Source organism: Candidatus Nitrosocosmicus franklandus (assembly GCF_900696045.1).
In the GTDB taxonomy this organism is placed as follows: Archaea; Thermoproteota; Nitrososphaeria; order Nitrososphaerales; family Nitrososphaeraceae; genus Nitrosocosmicus; species Nitrosocosmicus franklandus_A.
In genome coordinates this window covers 1,947,712-1,971,322 of the sequence record NZ_LR216287.1, presented here as the reverse complement: position 1 = coordinate 1,971,322, position 23,611 = coordinate 1,947,712, and the positions used below count along the sequence as shown (strand labels likewise).

The window sequence follows — 23,611 nt, the reverse complement described above, 5'->3', positions numbered from 1 at the left end:
ATTCTTATTCTCCACTCTCTTTGGATTGGTGAATCTATCTGTCATTTAAGGCTTTTGCTGGTGTGGTTTGTTATATATTTATAAATTACGCTATCATTTACACAAACCAGCCGGACAAAAGAAACTGATTAGATAGCTAAATCTAAAATTCGGTTAAAAACCGTTTCATATTTAATATGTTAAAACCACATAAAGTAAGAGTACCCTCATAACTCTTCAATACACTAATGGATGCATTAGGGATTTGAACACTGTAAACGGAAGATGGTTTTATGTTCATTGCAAGAGATATTGCAGCCTTTATGGGATCCAGGTGAGATATAAATAAAATATTTTTATCTTTATGTTTCTCCTCCATTTCTTGAATCAAATGGCGGATTCGTTCTCTTACCGAGCCAAAGGATTCTACTTCGAATTCAAGTAAAGAGTTTTCATTATCGTTATCTGAATAGAATTTTGCAAAGAGATCGCCATGTGTAGAAATAACATCATCGTAGTATAACCCAACGAGTTTCCCTAATTCAATCTCAAACAACCTTTCATCTAGTTCAAAGGACAAACCCAAGGATTTTGACGCGATTTCGGCTGTTTCGACGGTTCTGATAACAGGGCTGGAATAAATCTTATGAATAGGAATTGATTTTAGCAACTCACTGCTTTGACGTACTTGTTCCCTACCAAGATCAGTCAAGTGAGATTCAAGGTTTCTTCCAACTAGTAGTCTTTTAACATTATTGTATGCCTGACCGTGTCTCATAAAGATAAGAAGTGACATGATTTAGTAGAATTATATTAAAAATTATTTCAATATTAAACTATTCATATGATATCTCCACCTCGATAATTTAAGATCATTTTATTAATAGATCTATTGTAGCATTTCAGAATTAATAATACATATTCGATAGCCAGAAACCGGTTTTCGTCGATTGCTCTTGCTAAATTATTTGGTTAAAAAACCCAATTATCAAGGTTTGAATCAATTTTGTTCATAATTCAAACTACATTCTGATGCTTTTTAAAGAATTGTATTCTGCTACTACAATATAGACGTTAGATTAAGTATTATGATTCACTTTATTTTTACAATTGTTAAAAGCAAGGTACTTTAAAAAACATACTTGGTATCACATGAAAATACGATCTAACACGATCCATATCCTTGTTTAACGAAACATTAGCAATTTAGTAATGTTCTTCAACATGGTATTAAATTTTCCATTAATCCTTTAGTCTTGCTTGGTAATGAGGATATCTTTTTTTGCATATGTTTTTTTGTTTTTGAATAGATATTAGATTAAGGATTTTGATTATGATAAGGATTACTAGTATTTCTAGCATACATTTGTTTAATCAATAATGGATGAAAACAATTTCAAAAGAACAAAAATATTTACTTGTTCACTCGTGCTATATATATCGGAGTAGAATAATTAACTCATTAATATGAAAATTGGAATAATTGGCGGAACAGGCGGAATGGGCGAAGGCTTTGCATTAAGATGGTGTGTCAATCACGACATTTTATTAGGTTCAAGAGATAGGCAAAAAGCACAGCTGGTCGCCGAAAATCATATAAATAATATAAACAATAACAGTTTTTCAAAGAAAATAACTGGCAGTATTAAGGGCGATGATAACTTATCAGTTGCCAAAGAGAGTGATATATTGATTCTTTCCATACCGTATGAAAATATTGAATCTACTTGTAAGGATATTGGGAACATCATAAAGGATAGCTGTATTGTCGTGTCACCCATTGTACCAATGAGTAGAAACCAAGATGGATTTTACTATATCCCATTTGTGGATGGAAAAAAATCAGCAGGTGTTCTAGTAGCTGAGAATCTTCCAAATTGTAATAAGGTGATATCTGCATTTCACACCATTTCAGAGGTAAAGCTCAAAAACATTAAAGATTCATTGAATGCTGATACCTTTATTTGTACAGACAACAAGGAATCACTGCAAATTCTTAATAATCTAATAGCTGAAATAGAAGGCCTTAGATCGGTATATCTCGGACCTTTATCGTTATCTTATCAGGCTGAAGTCATGACTCCAATGATTCTTAATGCGTCTAAACAAAACAAATTAAAACATCCAGGCATCAAATTAGTATAAAGATAATTTTTAAAATGGATTTTGACAAGATAGATAAGAGAATCAGAGACAAGGATAGAGACAGACGCAAAGAATGGATGTTCCCTCTTGGGATATTATTTATCGTAATGGCAACCATTATTTTGATTAGGAACCTTATCTTGATTTCAACTGAATTTGGAACAGATTTTTTTATAGACAATTTTCTAAGCCCAGAGATAACTAACGAAAAGTTTGCCATAGCTATGTATGGAATTGGCCTGGTTCTAATCTATTTTGGAAAGAGAACAAGACAAGGCAATTTCCAAACCTAGATTAGGCGACCAACACTACAAATCTTTATTTTTATTCTTTACGAATTGTTCAATCTTGTCCATTGATTTATTTAATATGTCTTCTTGCGGCAGGTAAACGATCCTAAAGTGCCCCGATCCCATGCTACCAAATCCTGATCCGTGTACTGTTAATACTCCTGTTGAATTCAACAACTCAATTACAAACTCCAAGTCATTCTTCCATTTATCTTTAAGATCAATCTTTGGAAACATGTAAAATGCACCCTTTGGCTTGATACATTCCAACCCTTCAATATCATTTAAACGATTATACACTAAATCTCGCCTATATCTTAACTTATTTACCATGATCGGGAGGTGATCTTGAGGACCATTTAATGCGGCATTTGCAGCAATTTGGACTGGAAAGTTAGAAGCAATCCTAACTCGGGCAAGCTTGAAAATATTCTGTCTTAAAGGATCGAGTTGTCGTGAATTATTATTCATACAAACGTAACCACATCTTAATCCCGTCATCAGATATGTCTTTGAGAAACCGTTTAAAAGTACAACCGGCGCGTCTTTTGCCATACGGCCTATCCCACTAAAGCTCTCTTCGAAAAATATCTCATCATAAATCTCGTCACAAATGATATACAACTCATTTTCTGCCGCAATGTCAACTATGGATTTTAAACTCTTTGAGCTAAAAACCTCACCTGTTGGATTATTAGGATTTATGATGCAGATAGCCTTAGATTTATGAGTGATTTTTTTTCTTATATCATCTAGATCCGGAGTACCATCATCATAAATTTTGAATTCGGTAATGGTTCCACCATAAAACTTGGCATATGAAGAATATGGAGGGTAATAAGGACCTGGCAAAAGGACTTGATCGCCATCCTCAACTATAGATCCCATAACCATATCTAAGCCCTCGGAAACACCATTAGTAATCAAGACATCCTCAGGAGTCAATTCGAGTCCCTTCTTCCCTTTTTCTTTGTTTACGACAGATTTTCTAAGTTCAGGCCAACCTTCAGAATCGGTATAATAATCATTATCCGCATTCAGTGCATCAGCCAATGCCATCTTTATGTGCTTAGGAGTTTTGAAATCAAAAGCGACAGGATCGCCAATGTTTAGATACATTATTTCTTTACCTGTTTTTTGATACTCTCTTGCATGAAGCATCACGTCTCTAATTGCATATTCAACACGACTAATCCTATCAGAGACTCTCATTAACTATCAAGTTCCAATAATATCTTAAGAGACTAGATATTTGTATTTTTTTAATATCGAACAAGCAATTGATTGATGCTATTGCAACAAAAAACAATTCCTCAGCAGTATAAAAGCCAGTCACTACTTTAAGATCATTATATCTAAATCTAATTAGATTAATTTGCGGTTAAGCAGAGCCATAGTATATGGGTCACAACTATTTACGGGCGCAAGATGTTAGTTTTAATGGTTTTAGAATCGTAGCGAGTTCTATAGCCGCATAATTTAACAAATAGACAAAAGAATGACTCATTTCAAATTTGTAAAGGCCTCCTTTTCTAATTGAATATAAACTTGAATCAAATATCTATAAATTTGTTCAATAGTGTTTGGATCAAAATCCATTTGCTTTGCATAACCCCTGACTTTTGTAATTATGTTTTTAATTCTTGCCTGATCTTCAACCTCTGTGATATTTTTCTTGTACTTTGCTGCTTGCATAACATATTTGCCTCTCTGTACTAGTAGTGAAACAATTTTCCCATCAATCAAGTCGATGTTCGCTCTGATATCTCCCAGACAATTGCATTCGTATATTGTCAACGAATACTATAATACCTAAAAACGATTTAAATAATTACAAGCTAATACCCACTTTGGTCGATAGAATGGTAATGGATAGAGATATAAGTATTGTTGACCATATTATAGCATGATTAACGTTAAAAGGATAAAAACTATGATTAAAAAATGCATCTATGAAGAGAATACAGATGCAAAAATCAAATTGTTTATTCGAATTAATAATTTGCTACCCAAGGAGCTAAGAATAGAATCTCCAACAATGATTACAAGAGATTTTATCGATAAGGTATTGTATAGTCTAGAGGCAAGACTCGAAGGGAAATTACAGTCAAATACTATTTCATAGATGTAATCAGTTTCTCCAATGGAGGGAAAGATGATCGCAATCAAAATTTCTAAGTAATTAATTTAATTTTATTTTGATTCCATAAACTGAAAATTTTATAGACAGATCTAGTGTGGGCTATGAGGAAAAAATCCGTGGAACCAGGAGGAAAACCACTTAATAATCAAAAGTACATGGCAATATTTTTCCCTATCCAGATAGAAAATTCAATTTGGTATTATTTACCAAAATAAAAAAAGTCAATCTCTAACACTAACATATTTTTACATTCTCCCAGAAGATCATACATACAAAAGAATACACTTGAAAAACTCGATAAAAACGCCCAACTGGTTTAGATTTCTACAGGTTGGTCTAGGTATCCTTGTAGTCATATTGGCTATTCTAATAACAATCAACCCAATTGCAGGTTTTATTTCCATTGTATTGTTTTTAGGAATAATATTACTAATAATTGGAATCGAACAGTTGCTATCGGGTTATTTTATCAGGGAAGATCTCGCCTTTCTAGCACAGGTTTGAGTCTTGGTAATTATAATAGCAAGTATAGTTATAATCTATCCAACATTTACATTTATTTTTGTAGTCTTTTTAGTAGGTTTTGCTTTGATGTTTGATGGCGTATCAAGAGTAATCAAAGAGATTAATAACAAACATGAGGAAAAATCACGGTCTAGGGCTTTTACATAGGCACAGGTATCTTATCTATAACATATCTGTCTTGATATTGATATTTCCCGTGGTAGGAGAAATTTTCGTAGGAATGTTGATAGGATTCGCAGCATTAATAATTGGGTCAGATCATCATTATGGAGGGATTAACTGAGAGGTTTAGTATGACTTCCATTAGTGATACATTTAACAGAACAGGTAGAGACATAGAAAAATAAGTATCAAGGCTCTAACAGAATTGAGTTATGCGATAGATGAAAAAATCAATTTTTTTGTCGAAGGTATCTAGTTAACCTTGCTTTTTTATTCATTTACAATAAATCATCATGTTAAATAGTTTTGAAAAAACACCACAGACGGTGAAAAGATCAACATACCTCAAACATGTACTTGATGAAACCAGTGAACATGTTATAAGAAAATAGGTAAAGGGGTAAAAACAGTAGAATTGTTTATTTTTGAAGTAGCTAAAAACACTGATTTAGAAATCTAATAGATTATATGATCATTTCGGTCAAAATGCTGCTTTAAACATATTGCAAACCCGACATGCCCACAGTCATCAGCATTACATGTCATACACCAAGGCATACCCTCTCTATAACCAACAATCACAGATTGCCTAATACACTTATCGTATAAAATTACATATTTATTCTCAAAAAAATCCTTTACAACAATTAAGCAATCCCGTGATTCCCTGTTTTCTTCCATCAGCCATTTCATAAATTCCATAGTACCTAAATCCAGAGTTGATAACTCATGATCATTTTCGATTAATTGGGATTTTCCAGACAACCTTGCCTTATCTTTCCTTTCCAATCTTACTTCATCATCAAGGGTATTAAAGATATCTATAGTACCCTACCTGAAAACCAATCATTATTATTATATAACTCAAAAAAGATTGTGATAAGGTCTAATTGCAGGTACAGATGTTTTGAAGTTCAATTATATAGATCAAGTTGTAGAATCAAGTTCATCAAATTTTTTACATTGGAGGCATTGTAATATGATACACCCCATTCTTTTCAATCAGCACTTTAAAGTTGAGATATTAGATCAGAGTCGATGCTATTTGTGATTATAAAGTCATATTTTCCGAAAAAATATGAATCTTTGTACAAATGCCCATCTTCATAATTATCCCCATTGAAATAAGAGGGTTTAACAGATGATTGACTAAAACTGTATTGTGAATATATGGTTCAGAAATAATCTTACATTTTTCGTCTACCATTATCATGAGATTAGAATATCAATCATACAAATAGAAACTCGATACTAAATGACGAGTGGATTATCTCCAATTACACATAAAAATCCCCAAGAAAGTAGGATCCAAGAAAAACCAATCAAGGCGGTTGAATCATCAATTAAACAACTAATAGCCCTGAAGATGTTAAATCCATATAAGACAGCCCCTACTACTATATGAATCTCTAGCCAAATTAGAACGATAGTTTTATTTCTTACCTGTTTATAGTAAAATATCTTGACAAATTTCCATTCTAACGGCTTTAAAATATTAATATCGATTACTACTATAGTAACAGTAACATGATAAACATGTCATATTAATCAAAAAATCTCTCCCTGGATCTGAAAAACTGTGCCATTGTCAAACAGCACGGTCCGATCTAATAGAGGAAATCTCAGATATCAAAATTATGAGTTTTTATTCTGTATTAGAACAAAAATTCATAAGAACTTTAACAAATAGTTACACAAATTTAACGGTTTGATACCATAACGTGATATTGATATTGAGATATTTACCCTTCAACCTACTCAGTTTATAGGTAATTAACATTACAATCAAAGGTCAAACCGACTTTATTATACAATATAGGATCAAGGTATTTTGATTCAATTTCATTTATCACCTTATATTTTTCACAGAAATAGGTGACGTTCAAACAATTCTCTTGTGTCAATAAAAGATCGAAATCATTGGATTTAGTAATCAAATAATTCTAATCGGTTAATAATTTCAATTTCGTGTGAATGATGCTGAATACACGTCTGTAAATGAAAATAACAAGAGTGTTTTGAGCATTTCACGCATCTTGCTATGGGTTTAGCAAGGCATCCACTCACAAAACATACTATTCTATCAAAATAGCGCGTGTTAGATTGATATGATATTCTATCTACCACAAAATGGCTGACTGCATCCTTACAAGGATGGTTCATTTAGCATTAAGAATAATGTACAACAATCATTATTATTTTTGTATTTTTATTAGAATTTAGCCAAATACAATAGGATTTTATATAAATTTCTGAATTCTGTCATATTTTAATAAATTATCAAACTTTATGTTTATTTGTAGTCCTGGTCATATAGTTCACAGACTGTGTATGAGGTAGTTAATGCAGAGTGAAAATTCTGAATTAACGACTTTTAAGGAGAAGAATTGGATTATTGATCCTGAAAAATAATTACTAACCTATTGCATTGCCTTTGTAATCACTTCCATTCCACCAAACAGTACGGACATTATCCTAGGGGCAAGAACTAAGAGGAAGCCAAAGCTAGACAGGTTCACTGACCCTATTCATATTCTTATTAATGTCCGTCGATCATTTTGATCTCTTTTTGTGCTCTGCCTCTGGAATAATGTACATTCACTGAATATATATGAAATATCTTTCCTTAATCTACTAAAGAATTATAGGATAAATTCAAGTAAAATTGTTACATAAATCTTGTATAAAAGTAATCAAATTTTTGCAAATAGAATTTAATATCTAATTACTGATGGTCATTGGCTAATTGGTACGATATACCTTTAACTATTCTTCGAATGCCAATCATTCTGACCACATCTATTAAGAGGATATTATGACAAAGCATACTATAGAATCATCAAATGCAAAAGTGATTTAAGAAATTTCATCTAATTTGCTAAAATTTCCGAATGTAACTACTGAACCTGGAATTATGAGCCTCATAAATTCAGCGTACATCTCATCCCCGCTCTTGTCTCCTTCCATAGCCTTAATGAATTCCTGAACGTGTTTGGCATCTCGATATGATTGTATTTCCATCCATACTTCCTCATCATCGCGTGCGGATAAGGTTTTTGCAATGTTTATGAATTCCATCATATTCCCTCTAGCAGTGAGAGTAAAAACTTCAAATTTCAACACACCGTGTTTCATGAAAAAATCATGGGAATGTTTGTTAACCTTTACTAAAGCATCATGATTTACCTTGGGAGCACGGTATAAGAAAATAGCTATTTGGCCGGCGGAATCATCTGATATCATATTTGTACTTGGATAATTCATCAGATAATGTACATATTATCCCAATAAAAATCAGTACGCAACTAGAATATACCATGTAATTAGCAAAATACTGTATTGTATGTAATAGGGTTGCTGATGGTAATTGCTTGACTTTTGATGATAAAGATGAAGAAAGTGAAGACTATTATGGATACAACTAAGCGAGTTAAAGTAGGCTATTTTTGAATTTATAAAACCATGTTTAAAGTCTTTTAAGGACAATATTACCATACAGCATCATAATGAAGTTCTCATTACCATGAGATATGAACATAGGTATAACAGCGTCACCACATATGTCTTAACCATCAAAGTATTTTACCCTTTAAGGGTATTACCATCATTAACTAATGGAAAAAGGTTATTCACATTTTCTTAGTATTAGATATCACTCAGGATGTCAAGTATTTCATGTTCAGAAACACTATAAGTAGAATTTGTGATTGTCTTGATAAAAGGATTAACATAATTATTTATTGGATAGTTAATTGTCATTAACCTGAGGCGTTTGCGTATCCACAATCGCTATGACATTTTAGGACTCGCTATCAAACCATCTACAGATACTAAAAGGCATCAAGCGTTACTACTTTATGTTCCTGCAACTCTAATTTTTCTTCTTAAATAAAGTATGCAAATTCTTCAAGCAGTCAAAAAAAAGACGTGGGTTTTTATTATTCCGATTAGGCATGTATATACATTAGGGGATATTTAAAAGGAAAAAAATTTGCATGTAAACCGAACTAATAGTTTTTTTGCAATAGAAAGGCAATGAACCCAATCATGTATCATATTGGTATTGATATAAGAAAGATAGTCAATCATTCAATTAAGATTTTGACAGTATCAAGATGAGATTTTATCTATCTTTAGAGGGACAAAACAGATTCTAATAATAAAAATATCAATTTTACTAACCAATAATAGTTAGCTTTTTGATAATCTACGGACTTTTAGTTTTATATTTGTCTTATTGGTCGATATAGAATCAAGAGTGATTTCGAGTAAAGAAGCTGTCAAGGAAATTTGGAGCATGGGAGATTATAGGAACAGAGGTCAGTTTTTTCCTCCTGTTTCGGCCCGTTTGACTGAACTTGTAGGATTACAAGCAAATGAATTGGTGTTAGATGTGGCATGTGGGTATGGCAATACCTCAATAACTGCACGATTTAAGGGTGCAAAGGTAACCGGAATGGATATTACACCAAAGCTTTTGGCATTGGCAAAGGAGGAAGAGAAGACAGCTTACATTGATGGGATAGATTGGAGGGAAGGTGATGCAGAAAACCTACCATTTGAAGATGAGACATTTGATGTTGTACTATCAACGTTTGGCCATATTTTTGCACCAAATCAAGAATTAGCAGGAAAGGAAATAGTACGGGTTCTAAAGAAAGGAGGGCGATTGGGTATTACAAGTTGGCCGCCAGAACTCGCTGTTGGAAAGTTATCAGAGGTTGTTTCCAAATACAACCCATTTGCATCTTCTGAGGCGTTTTCTCCATATAATTGGGGAGTTACTGATAAAGTGAAACGACTATTACCGGGTATCAGAGAAATTTATTTTGAAAGAGATACAATCAAGATTCCGGTTTTGAGTCCAAATCATTACTGGCAGGACACAATTACCAAGTCGGGTTTTATGATTAAAGTGATGACAGAATTGAAAAAACAGAATAATGAAAATAAGATAAGATCATTTAGAGACGACTACACCAAGGTTTTGAAGCGATATATTTTGCATAACGAATTGAGGTTAGGATATCTAATAACAATAGCAAGACGATAAAATCACTGACAGGTTATTATTTATGTTCATGTCTAACATCGTTACTAAATTGATCTTTATTTAATGTATATACTACTGATGGTACACTTGACAGCCGCGATAGAGTAATAGAAATCAAATAACTATTTCCAATAACCAAAAATCAAATATGTAAAATACAAATTACTTGGAAGTATAGTTAAAAAAGTCATATTTCTATTTGATAGGATATAGAATAACTCACCCAAGAACTTTTTACTAATTTAGGATACAAATGTGGTTTAGCCAAACATGGTGAGATTATTGATTTCGTTCCAATACTTTTCAAACAAAATTTCTTGAACGAGAACATAATTTCTATCTGATGTAGAGGATGCGATCAGAGGAGGGTGGATATTACGATGATCATGGATTATCCGCAATAATTGACTCCCGTCGATAATAATCAAACATTCATTAAGGCTTTCAAGTTTCGCTGAATATTCTAACTGAATAAGATTACCTTTAGTCTTTTGGTTTATCAATTGTACATTATAAAGTAAATCAGGATCAAAACTGTCAACTAAAATCTTGATTCTTGCATTTCTCGCAAGTAATATTGAACAATACTTCCAAATATTTTTGGAATAAATAAAATGCTTAAAGATGTGAATGGATGAGAATATAATTAATTCCCTGTTGCATTTGTTAATTAAGGAGATAATTTCATCCTCTATTTCATCTGAATTTAATATGATTCTATCTGATCTTGAACCTTCATGCGTTTCTAATTGTTTTATACGCTTTTCAAGAGGAATAGCAATTTCCCATAACTGATCAAACAGCGCTTGTTGTTTATCTATCAATGCTCGTGAATTACTAAAGAATACTTGCTGTGGTTTTGGGCTGCCTTTATGAAATATGGAAACGACATAGGCCCGGTTGTCTAGAATTCCAAAATTACTTCTAATATCGTCCAAGTGTCTTATTTCGTAGTTAGGTATTGACTTTATTTGTTCAATATTTTCTGGAACTGCTTCAACTATTAACCTTATCTTTAGGTTTTTTTCATCGATTAATCTTTCCATTGCTTCATATCCTTCATGTAAAAGATTAAAGTGAAAATTAAACATCATTTTATCCCACACCATATCAAACCCCTTCTCAACTACGTTTATGGCTCCTGCAATCATACCTTCTAGCTGATCAACATCATAGATGACTTCTGTCACCTCAGGATGATAAAATTTTGATTTCCTTAACTGCTGGTATGTTGAATCATCCAATATCAAGGATTTTTCCATATTATGTATTAAAGCTTTTACGGATCATGACTACTAGTTAGTTATAGACTTTGTGTTGTTTACGATAGAAGTCATATTAGTTTTATAGAGAGAAAGATCTACCCATAATTCAAGATAAGATAAGCACAAAAAACGATTCCAAATGTCACATTTTATTGTACATGTACCATTAACCAAGTTTAAGTAACCTAAAGGTAGCGATCTACCTATCAAATATATAAACGGATCAGAGCAAATTTGATAGATGAGCGATGTAGATCGTTACCTTGATGCGATTCATCTCGTTATTGGTTCACTTAATATTTAATTAGCAAATTGTAAGATATAAATAAATAGTAATCATTTGCAAATAGGTGCAATTACTAATGCGATTGTTATATATCTTTTTAAGTTGTTTTTAGAATTAACAGATATCAACAAGAGATCACCATAATATCTTATCCAAGTATGCTATAAAGTGGAAGAAAGCCTTTTATCATCACTCTCTTTGATTGTTAGCAATGATAAACGAAATTGACAGGAATAACAAGAATGATCTAAACGGGATTACAAAAGATCAAAAACAGTCATTAGGGTTTGAAAGTGATCGTAACCTTCAAGCAAGTGATATCGAAAGGGAACAGATGGAAGTTCGACAACGAGTATTTAATCAATCACCCGAGTATAAAAAGAGAGAGATAGTGTTTGCTCAAATTCAAAAAATTAATAATCGCCTATCGAATCTGGAAGAGAAAGTAGATGAAATACTATCCATTTTGAAAGCGACAGATTAGATTAATTTTGTCAGTTGTTTCAAGGCATTGTGATCTTTGAACTACAAAACTTGATGAAACAAAGAGCAATTCTTGCCTGTAATGTTTACATATTGAAGAAAAACAAAATCACACAGTTTGTTACCGTTCAATAGAGCATTTGATGCTGGTTGCAATGTCATCAATTAGAGATTCAAACGCCTTTGAGGTTAACAAACCTTAATTCCAAGTAATAGAAATTTGATATTTTAGAGGTATAGATATAGGTGGATGATCTACTTAATGAATGAAATAAGAATAATAGTAATAATAAAAGTAATTTTGATAGATTGTTAAGTGGTGTGATATCGATTAGAATGAATCTGATATTATAGCTACTGCGATAATATTTTGATCGGATTAATGTCAAATCAAAAGAGATTGTGGAAATAGTATTTGAATAGTTCCTTCCTGCTACTTCCAATATATTATGAATTCATGGGATGGATGGATGGATGGATGGATTTAATAGATATCAAAACACAATTAACCGAGTATAGGATCTCTTATATATTTTGATGGCATGAAAAGACCGTGAAATATAGTAGTATAAGCATTTATTCATGTTTGATTGCAATATCGTATATTCTAGTGATTGGAGCTCTCTACTATGAACATGCTAATGCCATTTCAAGTAATGTTAGTGCTGGAGCAGATGGTGAGAGGTGGGACAAATTTATCCCACAAAATGTAACTATCAATGCTGGTGAAAATGTTACATGGACCAACACAATGAGTGTGGTAGAACCTCACACAGTCACGTTTATTAAAGATAAGCAGATGATTCCACCCTTAGTTGCACCCTTTAGTGTTTCAAACGATACTGAATTTATTCCTGCTGTACCCTCTCCAAATGTAGAACCAACGATTATATCCGACGACTCAAATCCAAACAATAAACTAGTAATAGTGGACAACCTAAGAGCATCCTCCCCTGTTGTTATTGACAACAACAGGACAGATATAACATACCTTCAACCCAACTCGAATTATTCTTTTGTAGGCAATGAAAGTTATGTTAATTCCGGCTGGATGTTTCCGGTAGGCCTAGTTCCGCCAGGTGCACCGCCAATTACCTCATTCACTGTAACTTTTGAAAACCCTGGCACCTACTACTATATCTGTGTACTTCATCCTTGGATGTCAGGCACTGTCATGGTAAAATAGATCTATTTTAGATATGAACACCATCTAATTTCTGTCAGACAATTAGGACAAGTAAGGAGTTTATTATATTATCTTAGTTAGTGGAAGAAGTACTTATTCCTCAAGCTACTCCTTTTTGTCAAATATTATCTCACAATCAAGTTAATTAATTAATTGTTCAATGCAAATTGATGTCATGTCACTGACTTGCGATTGCTATGAACAAAGATATTCAACCATTATATCTTATTTTATAAAAACAATAATATACGATTCTATTTGCACTGAATATTTTGGAACAATATCGTTACTAATAAAGTAAGGCAAAGAAAAAGATTAGGAACCATATAAATTAACCATTAGGGTCAGGGACAATTAACTATTATAAACTATTCAAGAATAACCCAAAGTTATTTGCATTTGGTTACATAAATTTTACCCATATCTTCTTAATAGTACCAGAGTTTTGTAATAAAGGGGATAAGATCCTGTATCGGATAATCAGATGATAAAATTGAAATATCAATATAAAGAATTAAGACCGACTATTTCACAATACCAGGACTATTTTCAAATTCGAAATTACTATCTAATACGTTAAATGCCAGTCATCATCTCAAAAACCGTTCCATTCATTCACGGCTTCGAAAAGAAAGACATCAGCTTCCATTTCGACTATCAATTCTGGTTGTATGAGACTCTTAACTTCTACCATTGTTGTTACGGGACCTATATCTTTAAAGAATTCAGCGTGAGCTCTACCAATGTTCCTCCATTCAATAATAGAGATGGTAAAGATTCTTGTTCTGACAATTGAAGACAGATTTGCACCCACTTGTTCCAATGATCGACCTATCTTCTGAATTATGTATTTGGTTTGGGTGTACGAACCTCCTAACCCTACAATATCCCCATCTTCATCTACTGCAACAGTTCCTGATACAAATATCATTGGGCCAATCTTGACTAATCGAGAGTATCCAACTTCTAATTCCCATTTTGTTCCAGATGAAACATTGCGTCTCATGTTCTACGTTTCATATTCCTAATTAAGTAGTTTTATTAGAGTTACAAAAATACAAGGAAAATTCCAGTAATAGAGGATAAAAGTTAATTACGTATCTATAGAAAGATTAAATTTAATTTTTAAGATCCAATCGGCATGAGTTGTAATGGCTTTATTATTCTTAAATCCTGGAATTGGAACAAGATTATAGAATTCTGTTACATCCATTCAACAAATTGATTACACTTACAATTAGTGAATTTACATTTTAGATCATTACCTTGATCACTGGTATCATAGATATGATCCTGTCTTTGATGAGAACACTGTTTACACAACTTTTTCTCATCTGAAACGGGATTAGTTTTCATCTTACCAGCTTCTCCATTTCTCTAATTTATTGGTTATTCACAAGTGTTATAGATTAAAATATTTGTTATTAAGAGATGACCATATTTGAATACTGCAGCTAACAAGAGATTTCAGCATAGTTGGTAAAATAAGAATGAGAAGGTGTGAGACAAATGTTCCGTAATAATTATCATATTTGGTAACATATTCTCCATCATCACGATGTACGATTGTGAGAAGATAAGAATAATAAATAAAGTATATAAACCTAGTATAACAAATTTGTAGTATATTTTATGATAATAGCTATATGAAATAAAATTAGATAACAAAACGCATGAACAAAATATACTTATTTGCAATAGCTAGCATATTAGCAACAGCCTCTCTAGTAGCTGCAACGTTTACTGCCGCGCAACCATCATTTGCTCAGACTCTACCACCAGATGAGGAGACAGGATCTTCTAATATGACTGGTGGAGGTAATGCGACGTATGGTGGTGGAAACGCAACGGCCGAAGCCAACACTGGAAACTCGACAGATTCCATGTAGATACGTGTGCATCGTTAGTAAAAATAGCATTGCTGTTCAATTAACCTTTTTTATTTACCTTCTAAATCATTTTACAACATTTGACCAGGTTCTTATAAAAAGAAATATCATGATATGTCTATTTTCATCGTTAGTTTTAAGAAAGAACAGGACATGTTAAAGATAGTTATCGGAATATATGAATAAATCCACTTATCTTCAGTAATTATCTATCATTGTAGCATGGCAAATTATATAACTGCCATATCAATATAAAGAAAAAGAGGGTCCGTAGCGTAGTCAGGATATCGCGGCGGTCTTCGGAACCGCAGGTCATGGGATCGAAGCCCACCGGGCCCGTTATTCACATGGGTTCAAATATTTCTGCGTCACACATAACAATAGGAGAAAGGAGGTCATAGTTGCCCGCTAAGTTAATCACAACAATCAAAAATATAGACGTCAAAGTAGCAAATCAGACCAATAGACAAATAATAAAGGAATTTTACGAATACCTAAAAACTATTGACACTTCTGAAAATTATCAGAATGGATTACTTAAGGTCCTGATAAGATATGCAGAATATATAGGAGTGTATACAACTTTTTATCAGATTCAAGAAAAAGAACAAATATTAAATTTCCTAGATTCGAAAAGAAAATCTGACAAGGATGATCCAGATAAAAAATGGATCACTACATGGAATGATTACCTTTGGAGATTAAAATATTTCTACCGATGGCTAAATAATGCTAGAGATAAAGGAATAAATGCAAAATCGTATGACACCTGGAATACACCAGATTTTATCAACATAAAAATGAAAAGAACAAAGAGACTAAGTCCTTATTTGGAAACAGAGATTTGGGATAGAGATGAATTGACTACAATAATAAAATATGAACCATACAAAAGGAACAAGGCAATTCTATCTTTATTATGGGATTTAGATGCAAGACCTCACGAGATCACATTATTAAAAATCAAACACGTTAGATTAAAGGAAAAATATGGAGAGGGGGAAATACCACATGAAGCAAAAACTGGTAGTGGTCCCATGTTACTTACGTTCTCTTTTCCTTATGTAAGAGATTGGTTAAATGAGCACCCTTTCAAAAACGAACCTGAAGCAAGGTTAATATGCAATCTGCTAACTGGGTCATCTATTGGACCAGACCAAATATATGACGTAATGAGACAACTTAAGAAAAGAATTCAGAGGTTAATTGACTATAATGAAATTACTGATTCCAAGGAATTAGAACAGATTCGCTATTTACTTAGAATAAAGAAATGGAATCCATATTGCATACGCCATTCATCGATCTCGTATGATTCTGACTACCTTCCAGAATACGCCTTAAAGAAGAAGGTTCGATGGAGTATGAACTCAAAGCAAGGCGCTCGCTACATAAAGAAGAGAATGGGTAACGAATTAAAAATCAAAATATTAGAACATAATGGAATCATTTCAGAAGAAATGTCTAATAGGAAACCGTCAGTAGCAAACTGCCCTAGATGTGAATTGGTTAATGCAATAGAAAATAAGTATTGTTCATCTTGCTCTTATCCGCTTGTTCCAGAAGCTTTCGACGAAATTAAGAGGTCAGAGGACGAAAAAATAGATAGACTCAGACAGGAGCATGACAGGAATATGGCCACCCTGAAGACTGATATGGATAATAAATTTAACAAGATCCTATCTTTGATTCAACAGAATCCTGGTTTAGCTTTTATCAAGCGAGAGTCATTGGAGAATAAATTTTAAAATATATTATCTTGACACTTGCCAATTTGTCGAAAAGAAAGGTCATCTATCAATTTATTTCTCAAGTCAAAAAGAAAATCGAGTATAACTGCTATCTCATGACCTAGGTTATTTTCTTTAAACTTATTGTAACAATTTGAATACGAAGTTAAAGACAAAAATCGCAACTGATTTTCCGAAATGAAATTCAAAAAATCTTTTAATATGGATTGATCTATACCTTCGAGTTCTATCATAAGATTTGATTGAAATCCTAATAATTTTTCAAATGTCAATCTATTGATATAATAAAGGATTTTCTTATTCTTTATTTCATGAGTCCAATTGATAAAAGAAATAAGGAAGGACAAGCTAATAAAATCAAAAAATATTCTCAGTATTTCAAATAATAACAATCTATCGTTTTCCTTTTTGATCTTATATGTCAGTTCAAAAAAGGACCTTTCGAACAAGTCTAGATCTTTTATTAATCCAATCTGCAAGTCCTCATCCTTGAGAAATAATTTAAGATTTTGACTATTCAATTTTTCTCTCTCTATATCTATTAAATTCCACTTTACTAGATCATCAAGCAATTTGAAGACTGTTACCCGAGAATATTTTCCATCAAGGAAATTAACGATGAATTGTTTATTGCAACCTGGATTTGACTTTAAGATTTGTAAAACATCCAAGTGTCTTTGAGAAAGGTTATCTTCCGTTGCTTCAGGTTTGCCATAATTATCTAGGTCTAACTTTCTTTTTATATTATCAATCTGAAGGGCCATGATATTCAGCCTAGCGTCTCTTTCCTCAACGTAATTTTTATAGTATAATAAATTATCGTATTCCTGTTTCTCAATTGTTACAAAATCGGTCATAACTGTATAGTGTCGTATAGTAGTATATCATCATATATAACTATATATAATTCTGTATTGTATGTATGGGAAAAACTACTATTCTAATAGAAAAAAAGACGAGAGATGCGCTCGTAGAACTTGGAAATAAAAAACAAACGTATGACCAAATAATAAAAAACCTGATACAACAAAATAAAAATTCAGAAAACTACCATAACTTGAGTACATAACGCATTAGCTGAATTGGGAAGGAGTTGAATAAAATGGAATTGAATGAGTATAGGAAAAGCAACAAAAATCTAGTTGATAATATTGAACTTTGCGAATATATTGGTTGTTCAAGAAAGGCCAGTACAAGAATAACAATATCTACGGAACATTTTGGTAATCTAATTTTAAATCTATGTTCATACTGCATTGATGGATTCATGCAAAAACAGGGGGTAAAAAATTATGAAATTCGTACTTTGTAGTCAATTTTTGGAATATGGTAAGGAATACAGCCTTGAGAGGACCAGTTCAAGAGATTCTAACATATGTAATCATGATGAGAGATATGGATATAGATACTGATTTTTGGTTTTACAATATAGGAGTAAATATCATCGGTTCTGACACTAGGATCAAGAAGACTTTTGAGGATTGGGGTCAGTGGCAGAACAACTCAATGTCTGATGTAGAATATGAACAGAAAAAACGAAATGGCGAATATATCAATGGTTGCGCAATTGTAACAGGTAGAGTGTGGAGGGGAAAATATGAAGGAAAATACTTGTGTGCTATAGACATAGACAATAAGAGTGGGATAGACAATTTTTTGAGTCAATGGGGTAAAAATAATTCTTTAGAAAAACTGGCAGAAAAGACGTTAGCAGAGTGGCATCCTGACAATAGGAACAAAGCCCATGTATATTTTATAGTAGAAAAACCCTTATCCAAGAAATCTGGAATTGGTAGCAACAGCTCAAAGAATAGATCAGATTCTGAAATTATTCCTGCTATTGAAGTTAAATCAGAAGGTAAACATGGTATAATGTTTTGTTCTCCTTCTTTTCATAAAGATGGATCTAGATATGAAATTATTGGAACAAGAGTTCCAGCTGTATTGAATGCAGAACAATCCCAAGAATTAGAAAACAGAATTAATCAAATCTATGCTAAATATAGTTTTCAATCACAACAACATGAAGGAGGGAATGGAGATGATGATAAAACTCCAATTGAGGAGTTATTCAAGACAGATTTTGAGATTTATGAGAACAATAACAGAAGTGAAGCGTTGATGAGAATCATGGAATCCTTAATTCAAAGACTCAAAGGTATTTATTCAGAAGAGAAAATTAAAGACATGTGTCATGAGTGGAATCAGAAACATTGCAAACCTCCACTAGATGATTCAAAATTTGAATATCAATGGGCATGTAGCAAGAAATTCTTACAGGTAAATTCAATTATTGAAAAAAAGGAATCTGAAACTGGTTTACCACAAATATCAATTCCAGATTTAATATCCTCTATAAAGGAAAGAAGCATTGAAATATTCCAAGATCAAATTAATGTATTCTATGTCGGTATAAAGATAAATGATCATATTGAATCTATACCCTTGCAGAGTAATAGATTTAAAAGTATTATTAGAAAAGAATTTTTTGATAAAACAGGGACGCTGATAAGCGATGAAAAATTAGATGGAGTTTTGAAACTAATCGAATCTCAATCAATGTTTGATGACCACATAAGAAGAATTAATTTGAGTTTACGAGTAGCAAAGTTAGATCAAGACCAGGACAAGGAAAATAACAATTATATTTTCTGTTATGATCTGACTACACCAAAATGGGAGATTGTTAAGGTATGTGCAGATGAAGGATGGAAAATCGTCGCGGATAACCAAGAACCTATCTTTAAAAGATACGAAAATAATAGTTCTCCACAGATATATCCATCAAAAACATATGCAAAGGATATTTTTGAGCAATTCTTAAAGCTATTCAACTTTCAATCAAAAAATGATATTCTACTATTTTCAGTTTATCTTGTATCCTTATTCATCCCAGATATTCCCAAAGTAATTCTGATTATTAGAGGAACAGGGGGTGGAGCAAAGACCACCACATTTAGAATGATAAAAGAGATTGTTGATCCAGGCAGTATTGATACGTTCTCATTTCCTAAACAAATCAACGATTTGGTTCAAACTTTGGATCACCATTATGTAAATTTTTTTGATAATGTTTCTTACATTTCTGACGAGGTTTCTGATTTGTTATGTAGAGCTGTAACTGGCTCGGGTAATATGAAGAGGGCATTATACACAACTGATACTGATTTCATCTACAAGTATAAAAGGTGTATTGGGATTAATGGGATTAATCTGGCTTCAACAAGAGCAGATTTTCTTGATAGATCTTTAATTATAGAGGTAAAAAGAATAGAAAAGGAAAAAAGAAGAAAAGAGGAGGAAATAAACAAGGAATTTCAAGAGTTAAAACCTTTAGTTTTAGGATTCATTTTTGATATGCTGGTCAAAGTGTTAAAATATAAACAGGAACATACGAATGAACAGATTCTAAAAAATGGCTATCCCAGAATGGCTGATTTTGCAGAATGGGGTGAAATTATTTCCAGGTGTTTGGGTTATGAAGATAATGAATTCCTGAATGCCTATTATGATAATATTGCCAATCAAAATGATGAAGTAATAGAATCTTCTCCAGTTGCAGAAGCATTATTGTTATTTATGTTTGAAATGGAAAAAGAATATTGGGAAGGTAGTCCCACTCGACTCTACAGAGAGCTAACAGACATAATAGACCAGATAAAACCAGAATTAAAAAGAAGCAAAGAATGGCCCAAAGCATCAAACAAATTAACATCTATACTAAATAGCTTTGCTAATAATCTAAAAGAAAAAGGTATTGAAGTGATAACCGGAGAAAGGGATAATCATGGAAACAGAATTATCAAAGTTCATAACCTGAGAAAAAATAGCAGGTGTAATGTCAGTATGAAAAAGGATATTTTAGAATCGTCTAACCGAAAAGATAGCAGTCAATTCCATCCCAATATACACAGGATAGGTTATTCGGATAACTTTGAATGTCACTTATGTCCCTTAGTAGGTGATATCCATTTGATGAAAAGTCATATCTGTAGTGGCCAACGACTTTAAAATTAGGAAATTGCTAAAAAATAATTGACAGTTGATGAGTCCCTTTATTCATTGTAAAATTGATGAGGTTATTTTTTTAGTAGAATATTTAATTTCATTCCGAAATAAGCTCTAAAATACGTTGTCTAATAAAATACAATTAGACAATATAAGGTATATCTAAAATGGGTGAGTATTTGGGTGTCAATAGAATTATCTGCTCTTCTGGATATACAAGCAGTAGGAAAATCATCAAGTTTACATTCTAATCAATTATACGAAAATTTACTTGCTCAGACTATTAAAGAATCTACTTTTTAATGGTTAATAGCAGTTTAAGGAAGTTATTTTTTGAAATCCGGCCATGCTTGATAGTTATTAATTCTAGATACTGTTTACTTCTTAAGTAGAAACGAGACTACGTATGATCAAAAGTTATATTTTTGTTACCAGATCCAATAGCCGCTTTATTGCATTTGCCAGAAATTCTTTATCGATCTTTTCCATTTTTACTATTTTGTATTCATTTGAATTATCATAATACCTTTCAAAATCGGAATAAAAAACAAATAATCGACTATTAAAATCAGCTAATAGTCCAACATGAAAATCCTTCCAGTAAAAATCATGGATAGAATAATCTCCTTCATTATTTATGGTCATACAATCTTCGAGATTATTTTCGTTAAAATAATCAAACGCAATGGTAAACTTGTATCCGTGGTTAGTAAATTGATTCTTATATAGAATTTTGATATCCCTATTCTTGGTATTTTGGCTTCTCTCTAATATCAATAATTTTCCAAATTCATCTACAGCTTAAGTAAACAACCCCGCAGAAATTTCTAAATCAAATTCGATAATTCTTCCTGCAGCCTTTAATTTTTTTAATGATACCGTTTATAATATTATCATGGATTTCTTCGTAAAGTCTTTTTGTTATTATAATTTCTGATACAGTATGTTCATCGACAGTTTTAATCATAAAACTAGAATTTTATTTTTTAAGTCGGGTTAAAATAGTTATCTATGAATTACTTGGATAATTCGTAATAATAGAATAACATTTGAGAAATGATTAATGTTGTTGTTTATTAGTCAAGGAAATATTAGTCCTAAAAGATCTAATAATTATCCAAAAGATCTCCTTTGATATAGTTAAATTATAAGAAAATATACCAAAATAAATTCTTGCTATGGAGAGATCCGATATCTCATAATTTGGGGCGCTGTTAACTTAAGCGTTGATCAGCTCCTTGTTATGATAGTTGACAAACAGATTCAGCCAGTTTCGTATATGCTTCAACTTACAATTCTTTATTCTACATGGAAAGTAATCATCGAAACTTTCCGTTCTGTCCTTGATGTATTGCATAGTCCTTTCTATCAGGCTTTTCTCTAGAGAGGAATGGATATGATGTCTTAGTTTCAGGAATCGGCAGGCTTGAGGATACCATGTTCCACCATCGGTCGATACACAGTGTTTTCCGTGACTCTTAATCAAACTATCAAGGAACCTTTCTGCTACAAACATGTTTCTTTCCTTAGAGATGGATAGTGCGAGAATTTGCCTATTTTCCGGTTCAATTGTAACCCATAACCAAATGTACTCTGGTCCAACTTTGATCAACGTCTCGTCTATGATAAATTCTGAAATCCTTTTCTTTTTGATCGATATCTTCTGTGGTTTATACTTTTGAATCCACTTCCAAATTGCAACATGGCTTCTCTTCACCTTGTTTATATGAAATATTGCTTTGGAAACACTTCTAGTTGATAAACCAAGAAAATACAAATACAAAGCATGGTCAATATCTAACGAAGATGTTCTGTTTCTTTTACTGAACATATCAGAAATAGAGCATCTTCAAGCTATATCATTTTCTTAAGTTAACAGAGCCTAATTTGGAATTAATACTAATATAACCTGTCTAAGATCTATTTAACAAATTCAGATTTGCCTTAACTTTTACATACATGGATTAATACATACACGAGCAGAATTGAAATAGAGTCTAATAATTATTGGATTGCATGTTTTCTTATCTCCTGGCACTGTAGACAATCCTAAGTCTAAAAACTTGAATGGGATAAAGAAGGACGATGATTCAAACTGTATTATGTCACATGAGTTTTGAATTCTTTTCATCTTATTTTGACAGTTACTGTCATACTGTCAAAGAACTGTCAAATCGATATTGTTTGATTTTTGAAATGTTTGATATATTTGTGAAGGAAAATCATGTATTTTCAATAATCTAGTGTTTTTTGACAGTTTGACGGTCTTGACAGTTGTTTTAAAAATGCTATGATGACTGGAGTGATCTAGTTGTTTAGAGGAAAAACAGAACAATGAAGACCGTCTATTCATTTTCCTAGTAATTTACAAACTACCGTCAGAACTGTCAAACCGTCAAATCAGACCCTAATCTGGTAACTAAATGAGCACAAATCAAGAAGAAAA

Annotated in this window: 21 protein-coding genes and 1 tRNA gene; 12 read left to right on the top strand and 10 right to left on the bottom strand. The window is 32.3% G+C overall.

What is annotated here, in order from left to right:
• Window positions 1-142: 142 nt before the first annotated feature.
• Window positions 143-775, bottom strand: coding sequence for a histidine phosphatase family protein (locus NFRAN_RS09240; RefSeq protein ID WP_134484724.1), 633 nt, complete (start codon window positions 773-775; stop codon window positions 143-145).
• A 671-nt stretch (window positions 776-1,446) separates the two neighbouring features.
• On the opposite strand from NFRAN_RS09240, the gene npdG reads away from it, so the two are divergent.
• Window positions 1,447-2,124 carry an NADPH-dependent F420 reductase gene (gene npdG / locus NFRAN_RS09235; protein WP_134484723.1) on the top strand — a complete coding sequence of 226 codons (678 nt, stop codon included), beginning with the start codon at window positions 1,447-1,449 and terminating at the stop codon, window positions 2,122-2,124.
• 14 nt (window positions 2,125-2,138) lie between these two features.
• Entirely contained in the window at window positions 2,139-2,417 is a 279-nt protein-coding gene (locus tag NFRAN_RS09230) for a hypothetical protein (protein ID WP_134484722.1), read from the top strand.
• A 15-nt stretch (window positions 2,418-2,432) separates the two neighbouring features.
• Here NFRAN_RS09230 and NFRAN_RS09225 read toward each other — a convergent pair whose 3' ends face one another.
• Window positions 2,433-3,626 (bottom strand): aminotransferase class I/II-fold pyridoxal phosphate-dependent enzyme, encoded by a 1,194-nt coding sequence (locus NFRAN_RS09225; RefSeq protein WP_134484721.1) that lies wholly within the window; start codon window positions 3,624-3,626, stop codon window positions 2,433-2,435.
• Between the two features lie 291 nt (window positions 3,627-3,917).
• Entirely contained in the window at window positions 3,918-4,211 is a 294-nt protein-coding gene (locus NFRAN_RS09220) for a chorismate mutase (protein ID WP_134484720.1), read from the bottom strand.
• Between the two features lie 136 nt (window positions 4,212-4,347).
• Here NFRAN_RS09220 and NFRAN_RS09215 point away from each other — a divergent pair, with 136 nt between their 5' ends.
• The 3 genes from NFRAN_RS09215 (at window position 4,348) to NFRAN_RS14480 (ending at window position 5,229) form a co-directional block, all read left to right on the top strand.
• Window positions 4,348-4,539: a hypothetical protein gene (locus NFRAN_RS09215; RefSeq protein WP_134484719.1), complete on the top strand. Its 192-nt coding sequence runs from the start codon at window positions 4,348-4,350 to the stop codon at window positions 4,537-4,539.
• Window positions 4,540-4,842: 303 nt separating this feature from the next.
• Entirely contained in the window at window positions 4,843-5,061 is a 219-nt protein-coding gene (locus NFRAN_RS09210; protein ID WP_134484718.1) for a DUF308 domain-containing protein, read from the top strand.
• Between the two features lie 3 nt (window positions 5,062-5,064).
• Window positions 5,065-5,229: a DUF308 domain-containing protein gene (locus NFRAN_RS14480; RefSeq protein ID WP_134484717.1), complete on the top strand. Its 165-nt coding sequence runs from the start codon at window positions 5,065-5,067 to the stop codon at window positions 5,227-5,229.
• Between the two features lie 471 nt (window positions 5,230-5,700).
• Here the strand turns inward: NFRAN_RS14480 and NFRAN_RS09200 are convergent, their stop codons facing one another.
• Together NFRAN_RS09200 and NFRAN_RS09195 are read right to left on the bottom strand one after the other, a co-directional pair.
• Window positions 5,701-6,033, bottom strand: coding sequence for a hypothetical protein (locus tag NFRAN_RS09200; RefSeq protein ID WP_134484716.1), 333 nt, complete (start codon window positions 6,031-6,033; stop codon window positions 5,701-5,703).
• Between the two features lie 2,067 nt (window positions 6,034-8,100).
• Window positions 8,101-8,508 (bottom strand): DUF1428 family protein, encoded by a 408-nt coding sequence (locus tag NFRAN_RS09195; protein WP_134484715.1) that lies wholly within the window; start codon window positions 8,506-8,508, stop codon window positions 8,101-8,103.
• A 973-nt stretch (window positions 8,509-9,481) separates the two neighbouring features.
• On the opposite strand from NFRAN_RS09195, the gene NFRAN_RS09190 reads away from it, so the two are divergent.
• Window positions 9,482-10,297 (top strand): class I SAM-dependent methyltransferase, encoded by an 816-nt coding sequence (locus tag NFRAN_RS09190; protein WP_145988067.1) that lies wholly within the window; start codon window positions 9,482-9,484, stop codon window positions 10,295-10,297.
• Window positions 10,298-10,557: 260 nt separating this feature from the next.
• Here the strand turns inward: NFRAN_RS09190 and NFRAN_RS09185 are convergent, their stop codons facing one another.
• The gene (locus NFRAN_RS09185; RefSeq protein ID WP_134484713.1) at window positions 10,558-11,541 is read right to left on the bottom strand and encodes a hypothetical protein; all 984 of its coding nucleotides are present in this window, start codon (window positions 11,539-11,541) and stop codon (window positions 10,558-10,560) included.
• Window positions 11,542-12,059: 518 nt separating this feature from the next.
• On the opposite strand from NFRAN_RS09185, the gene NFRAN_RS09180 reads away from it, so the two are divergent.
• Both NFRAN_RS09180 and NFRAN_RS09175 read left to right on the top strand, forming a co-directional pair.
• Entirely contained in the window at window positions 12,060-12,332 is a 273-nt protein-coding gene (locus NFRAN_RS09180) for a hypothetical protein (RefSeq protein WP_134484712.1), read from the top strand.
• Between the two features lie 552 nt (window positions 12,333-12,884).
• Window positions 12,885-13,517 (top strand): hypothetical protein, encoded by a 633-nt coding sequence (locus tag NFRAN_RS09175; protein ID WP_134484711.1) that lies wholly within the window; start codon window positions 12,885-12,887, stop codon window positions 13,515-13,517.
• Between the two features lie 595 nt (window positions 13,518-14,112).
• Here NFRAN_RS09175 and NFRAN_RS09170 read toward each other — a convergent pair.
• A complete protein-coding gene (locus NFRAN_RS09170; RefSeq protein WP_134484710.1) occupies window positions 14,113-14,523 on the bottom strand; it encodes a RidA family protein in 411 nt (136 codons plus the stop codon).
• A gap of 667 nt (window positions 14,524-15,190) precedes the next feature.
• Between NFRAN_RS09170 and NFRAN_RS09165 the strand changes: the two genes are divergently transcribed.
• From NFRAN_RS09165 to NFRAN_RS09155, 3 genes are all read left to right on the top strand, one after another.
• Complete coding sequence (locus NFRAN_RS09165; RefSeq protein WP_134484709.1) at window positions 15,191-15,406, top strand: hypothetical protein; 216 nt, start codon at window positions 15,191-15,193, stop codon at window positions 15,404-15,406.
• A gap of 264 nt (window positions 15,407-15,670) precedes the next feature.
• Window positions 15,671-15,745 (top strand) — tRNA-Arg (locus tag NFRAN_RS09160).
• Window positions 15,746-15,807: 62 nt separating this feature from the next.
• Window positions 15,808-17,154, top strand: a complete 1,347-nt coding sequence (locus tag NFRAN_RS09155) for a hypothetical protein (RefSeq protein WP_134484708.1) — start codon at window positions 15,808-15,810, stop codon at window positions 17,152-17,154.
• Here NFRAN_RS09155 and NFRAN_RS09150 read toward each other — a convergent pair.
• Entirely contained in the window at window positions 17,151-18,014 is an 864-nt protein-coding gene (locus tag NFRAN_RS09150) for a hypothetical protein (RefSeq protein ID WP_134484707.1), read from the bottom strand. The two genes, NFRAN_RS09155 and NFRAN_RS09150, sit on opposite strands and share 4 nt — an antisense overlap.
• Before the next feature lie 469 nt (window positions 18,015-18,483).
• On the opposite strand from NFRAN_RS09150, the gene NFRAN_RS09145 reads away from it, so the two are divergent.
• Complete coding sequence (locus NFRAN_RS09145) at window positions 18,484-21,168, top strand: bifunctional DNA primase/polymerase (protein ID WP_134484706.1); 2,685 nt, start codon at window positions 18,484-18,486, stop codon at window positions 21,166-21,168.
• 414 nt (window positions 21,169-21,582) lie between these two features.
• Here the strand turns inward: NFRAN_RS09145 and NFRAN_RS09140 are convergent, their stop codons facing one another.
• On the bottom strand, window positions 21,583-21,942 hold the full coding sequence (locus NFRAN_RS09140; RefSeq protein ID WP_134484705.1) for a hypothetical protein: 360 nt from the start codon (window positions 21,940-21,942) through the stop codon (window positions 21,583-21,585).
• Window positions 21,943-22,384: 442 nt separating this feature from the next.
• Window positions 22,385-22,996 carry a DDE-type integrase/transposase/recombinase gene (locus tag NFRAN_RS09135; protein WP_134484704.1) on the bottom strand — a complete coding sequence of 204 codons (612 nt, stop codon included), beginning with the start codon at window positions 22,994-22,996 and terminating at the stop codon, window positions 22,385-22,387.
• Window positions 22,997-23,611: the final 615 nt, after the last annotated feature.